Below are 13,088 nucleotides of genomic sequence, written 5' to 3'. Positions count from 1 at the left end.
GACAACACCGGCGCAGTATTCCCCGCGCCGGCGCCGTTCACACCTGCCGACTCCGTACCGCCGGGGGTCACCGGGTCTTCCGGAGCACCAGAACCGAGCGCGCCTGCACCCGGACCGGCTTACCGGCGACGACCGTCTCCTCGCGCAGACCGTCGGGAACGTCGGTGTCGAGCGCGACCGTCCATTCCTCGGCGTGCGGGCCGTCGGGGGTGACGAACTCGATCGGTTCGTGATGGGCGTTGAAGCACATCAGGAACGAGTCGTCGACGACGCGCTGCCCCCGCTGATCGGGTTCGGGGATGCCCTCGCCGTTGAGGAAGACCGCGAGCGACTTGCCGAAACCGCTGTCCCAGTCCTCGGGCATCATCTCGTCGCCGGCCGGTGTGAGCCACGCGATGTCGCGGGACTGATCACCGCTGCGGATGGGTCGGCCCTCGAAGAACCTGCGACGCCGGAAGACAGGGTGGTCGGTGCGCAGCGCGATCACGTTGCGGGTGAACGCGACCAGGTCGGCGTTGGACTCGGCGAGCGACCAGTCCACCCACGAGAGTTCGTTGTCCTGGCAGTACACGTTGTTGTTGCCCTGCTGGGTGCGACCGAACTCATCGCCGTGGGCGAGCATCGGCGTGCCCTGCGACAGGATCAGCGTCGCGAGCATGTTGCGCTGCTGGCGCCCGCGCAGCGCGAGGACCTCGGGATCGTCCGTGGGGCCTTCCACACCGCAGTTCCACGACCGGTTGTGCGACTCACCGTCGCGATTGCCCTCGCCGTTGGCATCATTGTGTTTCTCGTTGTACGACACCAGATCCGCAAGGGTGAACCCGTCGTGGGCGGTGACGAAGTTGACCGACGCGCCGGGACGGCGGCCGGTGTCCTCGTACAGATCCGACGAGCCGGTCAGGCGCGACGCGAACTCGCCGAGGGTGGCCGGTTCGCCGCGCCAGTAGTCGCGGACCGTGTCGCGGTACTTGCCGTTCCACTCCGTCCACTGACCGGGGAAGTTGCCCACCTGGTAACCGCCCTCACCGATATCCCACGGCTCGGCGATGAGCTTGACCTGCGAGACCACCGGATCCTGCTGGACGAGATCGAAGAAGGCCGACAGCCGGTCGACGTCGTGCAGCTCGCGCGCCAGGGTCGACGCGAGATCGAACCGGAAGCCGTCGACGTGCATCTCGGTCACCCAGTAGCGCAGCGAGTCCATGATCAGCTGCAGGGTGTGCGGGTGACGGGCGTTGAGGCTGTTGCCCGTTCCCGTGTAGTCCATGTAGTAGGCCTTGTCGTCGTCGACGAGGCGGTAGTAGGCGGCGTTGTCGATGCCGCGGAAGCAGATGGTGGGACCGAGATGGTTCCCCTCGGCGGTGTGGTTGTAGACCACGTCGAGGATCACCTCGATGCCCGCCTCGTGGAAGGCCCGCACCATCGCCTTGAACTCGGCGACCACGGCGCTCGGCTTGGTCGACGACGAGTACTCGGCGTGCGGCGCGAAGAACCCGAAGGTGTTGTACCCCCAGTAGTTCCGCAGCCCCTGGTCGAGCAGCACCTGGTCGTGCATGAACTGGTGCACGGGCATCAGTTCGATCGCGGTGACGCCGAGATCGAGGAGATGGTCGATGATCGCCGGGTGCGCGAGACCGGCGTAGGTGCCCCGCATGTGTTCGGGGACGTCCGGATGCGTGGCCGTCATGCCTTTGACGTGGGCCTCGTAGATGACCGTCTCGTTGTAGGGGCGGCGGGGATGACGATCCGTCGCCCAATCGAAGAACGGGTTGATCACCACGGTCGTCATGGTGTGGCCCAGCGAATCCAGGCCGGGAAGCTCTGCGGCGGCGTCGGAGGTCTGCCCCGTCGCGATCGCCTCGGGCTCGGCGTCGTCGGTGGACACGGCGTCGCCGGTGTCGGTGTCCTCGGTGTCCTCGGTGTCGGTGTCCTCGGTGTCGTCCGTGCTCTCGTCCGAGGCGCTGTCGGCCACGGGCTCGGCACCGGGCAGCGGGTACGAGAACAGCGACGGGTCGCCGTCGAACGACCCGTCGAACGCCTTCCCGTACGGGTCGAGGAGCAGCTTGCTCGGATCGCACCGGTGACCGTTCTCCGGATCGAACGGACCGTGCACGCGGTAGCCGTAACGCTGGCCGGGGGAGACCGTCGGAAGGTAGGCGTGCCAGACGTAACCGTCCACCTCCTCGAGCGGGATGCGGGTCTCGGTCCCGTCACGGGAGATCAGGCACAGCTCGACCTTCTCGGCGATCTCGGAGAACAGTGCAAAGTTCGTGCCCGCCCCGTCGTAGGTCGCGCCGAGGGGATAGGGGGATCCCGGCCACACTTCCAGGGGCTCGGGCATCTCGTCGCTGGCGCTCGCTTCGGTGGTCTCCATGCCCGCCAACAGTAGTCTTCCGGCGGTCCCGGCACCGGGTGAGCGCGTCACCACCAGCCGGTGGCGGGACCGAGTTGTCGGCCGAGCTCGGGCGTCAGCGTCCGGACGTAGGTCGTGGTGAGGTGGTTCTCGTCACGATAGATGAGGATGTTTCCCTCCACCGCCCGGCACAGATCCTGCCGGCAGAACTTGTCGGACAGGTCGAGCAGCGACACGGTGGGCAGGTGCGCGGATGCGGCGACGGCCGGGTCGATCGGGTCCAGCGCCTCCTCGCGCGGCACCCCGCACGTCTCCGCGGTGCCGCCCCCCGCAAGGCAGTCGGCGGCCCGATAGGCGAGATCGCCGCGGAACAGCCACGGGTTGTCGCGGATCGCCACCACCGGGATGCCGTAGTCGGCGAGCGTCTCCCACAGATCGACGTACCAGAACGGAACGAAGTCGCCCGGCCCTTCGCCCTGGTCCTTGGTGCGCGTCGACGTGGTGAACACGTAGTCGGGCGGATCCGCGCGCAGTTCGGCGAGCACGGCGGTCGACCATGTGTCGCACTCGACCGTCGGGGACTCCTCGACGAGCGGGGCGAGGGGATCGGAGAGCGGGCACCCGACCTTGAGATAGGTGTCGAGGCGGAAACCGTGTTCGATGCCGAGCGCGTCGAGCGCGGCGAGCCAGTGCTCCGAGTGCGACCCCCCGACGATCACCATGCGGCGGGTCGCGAGCGGGTCGCCGTAGGTACAGGTCAACGGTGCGCGATTGGTGTGCTGGGCGATGCAGTTGTCGAGCGTCGCGGGAGGCAGGTCGCGATGGGCGACGAGCAGCGGCGGTTGCACCGGTTGCGGCTCGGTGGAGACGGCGGGATCGAACACCGCAGCGCCGGGGTACAGCTCCGTCGGCAGGGCGGCGACGCCCTCGAGGGCCTCCGTCGAACGGTCGACGTGGGTGTGCCAGAGGTTCGCGGCCCCGACGAGGGTGACGGCCAGGACCGTCACGAGACCCACGAGCGCGGTGCGGGACGGCCGAGGGGGTTCGACGCGGCGGATGGGGTCCTCGAACCACCGGGTCGACGCCTCGGCGAGCAGCAGCGACAGGGCGATCACGATGAGCCCGCCCACCAGGCCGACCGACGGGTGCCCGAGCACGATCAGGTAACCGATGAGGATCGGCCAGTGCCACAGGTACAGCGCGTAGGCGATCGCCCCGAGGCGCACCATGGGCGCGGATGCCAGCAGTCGCGCCGACGGCGTGTCGTGCTCGGAGTCGGAGCCGGAGCCGGAGCGGATACCCGCGACGACGAGCGCCATGGCCGCACCGACGGGGACGAGCGCCCACGGCCCGGGGAAGAGGGAGTTGCCGTCGAGGACGAAGCCGCACGCGAGCAGCACCGCGAGTCCGAGCGCACCGAGCACGATCCGCAGCGCGCGCGGAACCCGCAGCCACGGCGACAGGCACATCAGCAGTCCGCCGAGAGTCAGCTCCCAGGCACGGGCGGCGCTGTCGTAGTACATCCACGACTGCGGCCGGTCGGCGAGCACCGCGTACGCCAGCGACGCCGCGGTGAGGGCGGCCAGCAGCACCGTCAGGGGCAGGCGGACAGGCACCGACATCCGCCGCAACAGCCACGCGAAGCCGAACACCACCACGAGCGCCGCGATGTAGAACTGGCCCTGCACGGCGATCGACCACAGGTGCTGGAGCGGGCTGACCATCGGATCCGCGGCCAGATAGTCGCTCGCCGTGCGGGCGAGATACCAGTTCTGGAAGAACAGCAGCGACGCCCCGGTCTGGTCGGCCACCTCGAGCCACTGCGTGAACGGCCGCAGCACCACCGTGGCGGCCGCGACAGCGGTGAGCACAACGACGAGCGGAGGCAGCAGACGCCGGCCGATCCGCCGCAGGACGGGACGCGGATCGAGCGGGGCCGAGGAGTCGGCGGTCCTCAGGAGCGTGCCCACGAAGAAGAAGCCGGAGAGCGCCAGGAAGACGTCGACACCACCGGAGACGCGACCGAACCAGACGTGGAAGATCACCACGAGCGCGATCGCGAGACCGCGCAATCCGTCGATGTCGGCACGACGCGCGGGGCGCCTGCCTGCTGTCCGCGCGCCACTCTCGAGTTCCGGTCCCGAGGTGTGGACGGACATGTGACGGATACCCCCGGTGTCTTACGTGTGCGGCTGTGCTGCGAACCGGGCGACGAACGCACCGGCCGATTGCCGTGAGCGTCGTTCACGGCAACTCGGGCAGACTACGCGGCTGCGGGCGGCGACCTCCAACCGCCTACAGTTTGGGCGTGGGCAACTCTCCTCTCCCGGTCGAGCGGATCCGCACCCTCGACGCTCGGCACCTCTGGCACCCCTACGGCGCGTTTCCGGCGACCACCGAATCGTTGGTGGTCGACCGTGCCCACGGTACCCGGATCGTCCTCGCCGACGGTCGTGAGCTGGTCGACGGCATGAGTTCGTGGTGGGCCGCGGTGCACGGATACGGGCATCCCGTGCTCGACGCGGCCGTCCGCGATCAGCTCGACCGGATGAGCCACGTGATGTTCGGCGGCCTCACCCACGAGCCCGCCGCGCGGCTCGCGGAACTGCTCGTCGACATCACCCCCGCCGGTCTCGACACCGTCTTCCTCGCCGACTCGGGCTCGGTGTCGGTGGAGGTGGCCGTGAAGATGGCGGTGCAGTACCAGCGTGCCGTCGGCAGGCCGGGACGGCGTCGCCTGCTCACCTGGCGCGGCGGCTACCACGGCGACACCTTCGCCCCGATGAGCGTGTGCGATCCGGAGGGCGGCATGCACGCACTGTGGACCGACATGCTCGCGCGGCAGGTCTTCACCCCCGCCCCACCGGCCCGTTTCGATCCCGACTACGTCGCGCACTTCGAGGCGATCCTGCTCGAGCACGTCGACGAGCTCGCCGCGATCGTGGTCGAACCGGTCGTCCAGGGCGCCGGCGGCATGCGCTTCCACGACCCGCGGTATCTGCGCGAGCTGCGCAGGATGTGCGACGAGCACGGACTGGTACTGATCTTCGACGAGATCGCGACCGGTTTCGGGCGCACAGGCGAACTCTTCGCCGCCGACCACGCGCAAGTGAGCCCGGACGTGATGTGCGTGGGTAAGGCACTCACCGGCGGATACATGACCCTCGCGGCGACATTGTGCACGCGGGCCGTCGCCGAAGCGATCAGCGCGGGGGAGGGTGGCGGTGTGATGCACGGCCCGACCTTCATGGGCAACCCGCTCGCGTGCGCCGTCGCCGTCGCGGCGGTCGAACTGCTGCTCTCCCGCGACTGGCGGGCCGAGGTGGCGGCGGTGAACGCGGGACTGACGGAGGGACTCGCGCCGGCACGCGAGTTGCCGGGGGTCGCGGACGTCCGCGTCCTCGGAGGCATCGGCGTGATCGAACTCACCGATCCGGTGGACATGCGCGCGACGACCGACGCCGCCGTGGCGGCCGGGGTCTGGCTGCGGCCGTTCCGCAATCTCGTCTACGCGATGCCGCCCTACATCTGCTCGGCCGACGATCTCGCGGCGATCACCTCGGGGATGATCGCCGCCGTCGGCGCGAACGCCCGGTGACCGAAGGGGTCAGCGGACGGCGGTGAGGAACTCCGCGATCGCGCCGGTCCACGAGATGGACGGAGAAGCGGTCCTCCAGGACGGAGGCCACGCGCGACCATTCGTCCCCGGTCGCGATGCTGCTGTGCACGACGACGAGACCCGGACCCTGCCCGAGCTTGCGGAATCCGATCGTCGTTCCGTCCCGGGATTCGATGTGGACGACCACCTCCCATGCCGTTCGTCGGGGTCTGCCGAACCGTCCGAGCCTACGACCCGAGCAGACCGACGTGACGACTTGAACGGTGTTCAAGTATGGTCACCGCTCATGACCGCACATCCCGCCCTGGCGTGGCTCGACGACACCGCAGCGGCGCGACGCGCAGCGGGCCTGCACCGCGACCCCGTCGTCCGAACCCCCGGCTCGACCGTCGTCGACCTCGCCTCCAACGACTATCTCGGCCTGACCCGCCATTCCGAGGTCCTCGCGGGAGCGACCGCTGCCCTGCGGCGATGGGGAGCCGGCGCCACCGGATCGCGGCTGGTCACCGGCACCACCGCCGAACACGAACTCCTCGAACGCGAACTCGCCGACTTCGTCGGGGCCGACAGCGGCCTGGTGTTCTCGAGCGGATACGCCGCGAACCTCGGTGCCGTCGCCGCCCTCGGTGGCAAGGACGCACTGATCGTCTCCGACGCCGGTGGTCACGCCTCGCTCGTCGATGCGTGCCGGCTGTCCCGCTCGAGGATCGTCGTCACCCCGCACAACGACGTCGACGCGGTCGCGCACGCCCTCGCGACCCGCACCGAGGCCCGCGCGCTCGTCCTGACCGACTCGGTGTTCAGCACCGACGGCGACCTCGCGCCGCTGCGGGAACTGCATCGCGTCTGCCGAGCGCACGGCGCGTTGCTCCTCGTCGACGAGGCCCACGGGGTAGGAGTCCGCGGCGCGGGGGGCCGCGGACTCGTCCACGAAGTGGGCCTCGCCGGCGAGCCCGATGTGGTCGTCACCGCGACGCTGTCGAAATCCCTTGCCTCCCAGGGCGGAGCCGTCCTCGCCGACGGGCGTGTGCGGGAACATCTCGTGGACACCGCGCGCACCTTCATCTTCGACACCGGACTCGCCCCGGCCGCCGTCGGTGCCGCCCGGGGTGCGCTGAAGGTGCTGCGCGCCGAACCCGCACGTGCCGCTGCCGTGCTCGAGCAGGCCGGGTGCTTGGCTCGTCTCACGGGCGTCGAGGCGCCGCCGTCCGCCGTGGTGTCGGTGATCCTCGGCGACCCGCGCGTCGCCGCCGACGCCGCGGCGCGGTGCCGCGACCGCGGCGTGCACGTCGGCTGCTTCCGGCCGCCCTCGGTTCCGGCCGGTACCTCGCGGCTGCGCCTGACGGCACGCGCGAACCTCACCGACGACGAACGCGCCCTCGTCGACGAGGTGCTCACTGACGTCCTCGCGGGAGCCCGGGCGTGAGCATCCTCGTCGTCACCGGCACGTCGACCGATGTGGGCAAGACCGTCGCGACCGCGGCACTCGCCGCGAACGCCGTGGCCGCGGGACTGCGGGTCGCGGTGTGCAAACCCGCCCAGACGGGCGTGACGGACGACGGGCCGGGCGACCTGCAGGAGATCCGGCGACTGGCCGGGGACCGTGTCTGGCTCGTCGAACTCGCGCGGTATCCCGATCCGCTCGCACCGGATACCGCCGCGCGGCGCAGCGGACGCCCGATGCTCACCCTCGAGGAGATCGTCGACACCGTCCGGATTCTCGACACCGAGTACGACCTCACCCTGGTCGAGGGGGCGGGAGGTCTGCTCGTCCGGCTCGGCGCGGGCGGTTTCACCCTCGCCGACGTCGCGGCCGCGCTCGGAGCGCCGGCGGTGATCGTCGCCGCCGCGGGACTGGGCACGCTCAACCACACCGCGCTCACCGTGGCCGCGCTCCGCTCGGCGGGGATCGAATGTCCGGGGGTCATCGTCGGATCCTGGCCTGCTGCACCGGATCTGGCGGAGCAGTGCAATCTCGACGACCTCCCCGACGTCACCGGCGTCCCAATCGTGGGCAGGATCCCGGCCGGCAGCGGCGCTCTCGACGCCCGCGTCTTCGCCACCCGTGCCTCTCGGTGGTCGGATCTGCCGCTCCCGACGAAACGGCGTGCGGGCGGATCTTCCGCTGTACTGTGATGGATGCCACATTGCAACTGGCCTGTTCCCATCGTGTCGGCCGGCGCGACATGCCGATACCCGCTACGGAAGGGACATGTCGACCGCTCGGCCCGGAGGTACGGATGTCCATCAGCGAATTGCAGGAACTTCAGCGCACCGCCGCCCACCTGCGCCAATGCCTCGGATCCCTACGATCGCGCTACGGGGACGCAGCCCCGGTGAAGAGGCTGTCGAACGACGTCGAACGTCTCGACATCGACATACGCGACTTCGCCGAACATCCTCCGCGCGAGGTCGTCAACAGCCTCGGTCAACGCATCCCGATTCCCGATACGCCGTACGACGACTCGTTGTTCCGCGGAACGGATACGGACGACGAAGGTCTCGGCGGGCTGCACGGCTCGCGGTGAGCACCTCCGAGGCGACGCCGGCGGCGCGCGGTGAGCCGGCCACCGGCGTCCGATCCGAGGGCCGCGCACGGATCACCGCGCGGACGCTGCGGACCGACCGCTGGTGGCAGACACCCGCACTCACCGTCCTCGGTCTCGGTGTGTTCGTGGTGTACGCGACGATCCGTTCGTTCGTGCGCAGCGCCTACTACGTCGAGGACTACCACTACCTCACGCCGTTCTATTCGCCGTGCGTGAGCGCGTCCTGCGTGGACGGCGCCCGCCATTTCGGCACGTGGGTCGGCGAACTCCCGATGTGGATCCCGCTCGCCTTCCTGTCGTTGCCGTTCCTCCTCGGCTTCCGGCTGACCTGCTACTACTACCGCAGGGCCTACTACCGATCGTTCTGGTTGTCGCCGCCCGCGTGTGCGGTCGCCGAACCGCACCGGCACTACACCGGGGAGACGCGGTTCCCGCTGATCCTGCAGAACTCGCACCGCTACTTCTTCTACGCCGGCTTCGTGGTGTCGCTGATCAACACCTACGACGTCGTCCTGTCCTTCCGCGGTCCGAGCGGGTTCGGCATCGGACTCGGCAACCTGATCCTGCTGATCAACGTCGTGCTGCTCTGGGGCTACACGTTGTCATGCCACTCTTGCCGGCACGTCACCGGAGGCCGGCTGCGGCACTTCTCGAAACACCCCGTGCGCTACCGGATCTGGACGTTCGTCTCGAAACTCAACACCAGGCACATGCAGTTCGCGTGGATCACGCTGGGAACCCTGATCCTCACGGACTTCTACATCATGCTCGTGGCGAGCGACACCATCGCCGATCTGCGGTTCATCGGCTGACGCGCACGGCACGACACCGGCCGCACCGAAGGAGGGGGAACACGGATGGTGGATGTCGAACGGCACAAGGTCGACGTCGTCGTGATCGGAGCAGGCGGCGCCGGGCTACGCGCGGTGATCGAGGCGCGGCAACGCGGCTTCTCCGTCGCCGTGGTGTGCAAGTCGCTGTTCGGCAAGGCCCACACCGTGATGGCCGAGGGCGGATGTGCCGCCGCGATGGGCAATGCCAACCCCCGCGACTCCTGGCAGGTGCACTTCCAGGACACGATGCGCGGCGGCAAGTTCCTCAACAACTGGCGGATGGCCGAACTGCACGCCCGCGAGGCCCCCGACCGCGTGTGGGAGCTGGAGACCTACGGAGCGCTGTTCGACCGCACCCCCGACGGACGGATCAGCCAGCGCAACTTCGGCGGCCACACCTATCCGCGACTCGCCCACGTCGGCGACCGCACCGGACTCGAACTCATCCGCACGATGCAGCAGAAGATCGTGTCGCTGCAGCAGGAGGACCACGCCGAGCACGGCGACTACGAGGCCCGGGTGCGGGTCTTCGCCGAATGCACCATCACCGAACTGCTGAAGGACGACGAGGGACGCATCGCCGGTGCGTTCGGATACTGGCGCGAGACCGGGCGTTTCGTGTTGTTCGAGGCGCCCGCGGTCGTCATCGCCACCGGTGGTATCGGCAAGTCGTGGAAGGTCACGTCGAACTCGTGGGAGTACACGGGCGACGGTCACGCCCTCGCCCTGCGTGCCGGCGCCACCCTGATCAACATGGAGTTCGTCCAGTTCCACCCGACAGGGATGATCTGGCCGCCGAGCGTGAAGGGCATCCTCGTCACCGAGGGTGTGCGAGGCGACGGCGGAGTGCTGAAGAACTCCGAGGGGGAGCGGTTCATGTTCTCCTATATCCCGCCGGTGTTCAAAGGCCAGTACGCGGAGACAGAGGAGGAGGCCGACCGCTGGTACGAGGACCAGGAGAACAATCGCCGCACGCCCGACCTGCTCCCGCGCGACGAGGTCGCCCGCGCCATCAACTCCGAGGTCAAGGACGGCCGGGGGACTCCGCACGGCGGAGTCTTCCTCGACATCGCCTCGCGGATGCCGGCCGACGAGATCATGCGCCGCCTGCCGTCGATGCATCACCAGTTCAAGGAACTCGCCGACGTCGACATCACCGCCGAGGCCATGGAGGTCGGCCCGACCTGCCACTACGTGATGGGCGGCATCGAGGTCGACCCCGACACCGCCGCTGCGGCAGTCCCGGGGCTGTTCGCCGCCGGGGAATGTTCCGGTGGCATGCACGGATCGAACCGGCTGGGCGGGAATTCGCTGTCCGATCTGCTGGTCTTCGGTCGCCGGGCAGGTCTCGGCGCCGCAGACTACGTGCAGAGCCTCACCTCGCGGCCGATCGTCGGCGACGCCGACATCGACGCCGCCGCCCGTGCGGCGCTCTCGCCCTTCGATCCGGCCGACACCGATCGCGCCGAGAACCCGTACACCCTGCACACCGACCTGCAGCAGGTCATGCAGGATCTCGTGGGCATCATCCGGCGCGCGGACGAGATCGAACGTGCCCTGCGCGAACTCGACACCCTGCGCACACGGATCCGCAACGTCGCGGTGGAGGGCCACCGCCAGTTCAACCCGGGCTGGCATCTCGCCCTGGACCTGCGGAACATGCTCCTCGTGTGCGAGTGCGTCGCGCGGGCCGCGTTGCAGCGCACCGAGAGCCGCGGGGGACATACCCGCGACGACCACCCGTCGATGGACTCCGAATGGCGTCGCACTCTGCTCGCCTGTCGTCTGGACGGCGGCGACCCGTTCGTCCCCGACGTGACGGTCACCGCCGAACGGCAGCAACCGATGCGTCCCGACCTGCTGGAGCTGTTCGACATCGACGAACTCGGGAAGTACTACACCGACGAGGAACTCGCGGATCATCCCGGACGGAGGGGTTGAGATGGGACACCAGGCGGCGTTCAGGATCTGGCGGGGCGACGCCGACGGCGGGGAACTGCGGGACTACACCGTCGAGGTCAACGAAGGGGAGGTCGTCCTCGACATCCTGCACCGTCTGCAGGCCACCCAGGCACCGGATCTCGCCGTGCGCTGGAACTGCAAGGCGGGCAAGTGCGGATCGTGTTCGGCGGAAGTCGACGGTCGCCCGCGCCTGACGTGCATGACCCGCATGTCGCTGTTCGATCCCGACGCGACGATCACCGTGACCCCGATGCGCACCTTCCCGATCATCCGAGATCTCGTCACCGATGTCTCGTTCAACTACCGCAAGGCACGCGAGATACCGGCTTTCGCGCCGCCTCCTGATCTGGCGCCGGGGGAGTACCGGATGCAGCAGGTCGACGTGCAGCGCTCCCAGGAGTTCCGCAAGTGCATCGAATGCTATCTGTGCCAGAACGTCTGCCATGTGGTGCGCGACCACGAGGAGAACAAGGAGGTCTTCGCCGGTCCCCGCTATCTCATGCGCATCGCGGAACTCGAGATGCACCCGCTCGACGTCGCCGACCGGCGCGACGTCGCGCAGGACGAGCACGGCCTGGGTATGTGCAACATCACCAAGTGCTGCACCGAGGTGTGCCCGGAGAACATCCACATCACCGACAACGCGCTGATCCCGATGAAGGAACGCGTCGCCGGCCGCCGCTACGACCCGATCGTGTGGCTCGGCAACAAGCTGTTCCGGCGCTGAGCAGGGAGCAGGGACCGGGCCGGACGCAGGGACCGGCTCAGTTCACGCGTTCGGCGACCAGCGGAACCAGTTCGTCGAGCGCGAACGGCACCGACAGCACCGAGTTCGTCGAGAACGCCGCGGAGATGTCGGAATCGCTGTCGAGCACGAGGAACCGGCCGTCGCGCACCGCCGGGATCTGCTGGAAGACCGGATTGTCGGTCACCTCGGCGGCCGGCACGTAGATCGGCAGCACGATCAGCAGGTCGGAGTCGAGCATGCCCAGGTTCTCGTCGGAGACGGTGATGAAGAAATCGTCCGTCGCCGCGGCCTGCACCTGCGGATTGTTCACGAAGCCGAGCTCGGTCATGAAGTCGACGCGCGAGTCGCCGACGACGTAGGCGCCCCACCCCTCCGACGTGTAGGAGGCGACGGTGACGGTCTTGCCCGCGAACTCGGGATTGTCGGCGGCGGCCTGCGCGAAATCCGCGTCGATCTGCGACAGCAGTTCGGCACCCTTGTCCGGGACACCGAGCGCCGCTGCCACGGTGGCCACCTGGTCGTCGAGCGACGTGAGGTAGGCGTCGCTGCCTTCCGGGCCGCCGACGGTCGGGGCGATCCCCGACAGCGTCTCGTAGCGGGCCGGCTCACCGGAACTCTTGGTGTCGAGGATCAGATCGGGCTCCTGCGCCGCGAGCATCTCGAAGGACGGCTCGATCGTGCCGATGAGCTCCGGCGGCGAGTCGTACAGCCCCTGCGCCCACGGCCCCACGCCGTCGCCGCCGAAGGCGAGCCAGTCACTCGCCGCCACCGGCTGAACGCCGAGTGCCAGTGCAGTTTCGGCGTCGCCCCAGCCCAGAGCCGCGACGCGTTCGGGGGCGGACTCGATGGTGCCCTCCCCGAACTTCGTGTCGACCGTGACGGGGAAGGCGCCGTCGGCCGGTGCCGAACCGGAGTCGGACTCCGTGTCGGACGATCCGCACGCGGTCAGCACGATCGCGGTGGCCGTGAACAGAGCGGCGGAACGGAGCAACGCAGCGGATCGGCGTGTCATGACGGGCCTCGA

Annotated in this window: 10 protein-coding genes; 7 read left to right on the top strand and 3 right to left on the bottom strand. The window is 69.0% G+C overall.

Annotated elements, in window-relative coordinates; genetic code table 11:
• Positions 1-67 precede the first annotated feature (67 nt).
• Complete coding sequence (gene glgX / locus RBB84_RS09520) at positions 68-2,374, bottom strand: glycogen debranching protein GlgX (RefSeq protein WP_033097618.1); 2,307 nt, start codon at positions 2,372-2,374, stop codon at positions 68-70.
• 47 nt (positions 2,375-2,421) lie between these two features.
• Positions 2,422-4,512, bottom strand: coding sequence for an acyltransferase family protein (locus RBB84_RS09515; RefSeq protein ID WP_033097619.1), 2,091 nt, complete (start codon positions 4,510-4,512; stop codon positions 2,422-2,424).
• A 149-nt stretch (positions 4,513-4,661) separates the two neighbouring features.
• Between RBB84_RS09515 and RBB84_RS09510 the strand changes: the two genes are divergently transcribed.
• The 7 genes from RBB84_RS09510 (at position 4,662) to RBB84_RS09480 (ending at position 12,043) form a co-directional block, all read left to right on the top strand.
• On the top strand, positions 4,662-5,951 hold the full coding sequence (locus RBB84_RS09510) for an adenosylmethionine--8-amino-7-oxononanoate transaminase (protein ID WP_024101244.1): 1,290 nt from the start codon (positions 4,662-4,664) through the stop codon (positions 5,949-5,951).
• Positions 5,952-6,258: 307 nt separating this feature from the next.
• Entirely contained in the window at positions 6,259-7,398 is a 1,140-nt protein-coding gene (locus RBB84_RS09505) for an 8-amino-7-oxononanoate synthase (RefSeq protein ID WP_033097622.1), read from the top strand.
• Positions 7,395-8,108: a dethiobiotin synthase gene (gene bioD, locus RBB84_RS09500; protein WP_033097623.1), complete on the top strand. Its 714-nt coding sequence runs from the start codon at positions 7,395-7,397 to the stop codon at positions 8,106-8,108. Before RBB84_RS09505 ends, bioD begins: the two co-directional genes overlap by 4 nt.
• Before the next feature lie 104 nt (positions 8,109-8,212).
• A complete protein-coding gene (locus RBB84_RS09495) occupies positions 8,213-8,500 on the top strand; it encodes a hypothetical protein (RefSeq protein WP_024101240.1) in 288 nt (95 codons plus the stop codon).
• Positions 8,497-9,333, top strand: coding sequence for a hypothetical protein (locus RBB84_RS09490; RefSeq protein ID WP_033097624.1), 837 nt, complete (start codon positions 8,497-8,499; stop codon positions 9,331-9,333). Before RBB84_RS09495 ends, RBB84_RS09490 begins: the two co-directional genes overlap by 4 nt.
• Positions 9,334-9,378: 45 nt before the next feature.
• Entirely contained in the window at positions 9,379-11,295 is a 1,917-nt protein-coding gene (locus RBB84_RS09485) for a fumarate reductase/succinate dehydrogenase flavoprotein subunit (RefSeq protein WP_064255542.1), read from the top strand.
• Position 11,296: 1 nt separating this feature from the next.
• Positions 11,297-12,043: a succinate dehydrogenase/fumarate reductase iron-sulfur subunit gene (locus RBB84_RS09480; protein ID WP_033097626.1), complete on the top strand. Its 747-nt coding sequence runs from the start codon at positions 11,297-11,299 to the stop codon at positions 12,041-12,043.
• Between the two features lie 37 nt (positions 12,044-12,080).
• Here RBB84_RS09480 and RBB84_RS09475 read toward each other — a convergent pair whose 3' ends face one another.
• On the bottom strand, positions 12,081-13,076 hold the full coding sequence (locus RBB84_RS09475) for an iron-siderophore ABC transporter substrate-binding protein (RefSeq protein WP_052040083.1): 996 nt from the start codon (positions 13,074-13,076) through the stop codon (positions 12,081-12,083).
• Positions 13,077-13,088: the final 12 nt, after the last annotated feature.

The sequence above is a fragment of the Rhodococcus sp. D-6 genome (genome assembly GCF_040256695.1).
Taxonomy (GTDB): Bacteria; Actinomycetota; Actinomycetes; order Mycobacteriales; family Mycobacteriaceae; genus Rhodococcus; species Rhodococcus pyridinivorans.
Note: the sequence above shows the minus strand (reverse complement) of the source record. Positions and strands in the feature narration are given on the sequence as shown.

What these genes read in the sequence shown, in the direction of transcription:
- glgX (WP_033097618.1), bottom strand. Translation starts at nt 2,374, where the DNA reads ATGGAGACCACCGAAGCGAGCGCCAGCGACGAGATGCCCGAGCCCCTG.
- RBB84_RS09515 (WP_033097619.1), bottom strand. Translation starts at nt 4,512, where the DNA reads ATGTCCGTCCACACCTCGGGACCGGAACTCGAGAGTGGCGCGCGGACA.
- RBB84_RS09505 (WP_033097622.1), top strand. Translation starts at nt 6,259, where the DNA reads ATGACCGCACATCCCGCCCTGGCGTGGCTCGACGACACCGCAGCGGCG.
- RBB84_RS09495 (WP_024101240.1), top strand. Translation starts at nt 8,213, where the DNA reads ATGTCCATCAGCGAATTGCAGGAACTTCAGCGCACCGCCGCCCACCTG.
- RBB84_RS09485 (WP_064255542.1), top strand. Translation starts at nt 9,379, where the DNA reads ATGGTGGATGTCGAACGGCACAAGGTCGACGTCGTCGTGATCGGAGCA.
- RBB84_RS09480 (WP_033097626.1), top strand. Translation starts at nt 11,297, where the DNA reads ATGGGACACCAGGCGGCGTTCAGGATCTGGCGGGGCGACGCCGACGGC.
- RBB84_RS09475 (WP_052040083.1), bottom strand. Translation starts at nt 13,076, where the DNA reads ATGACACGCCGATCCGCTGCGTTGCTCCGTTCCGCCGCTCTGTTCACG.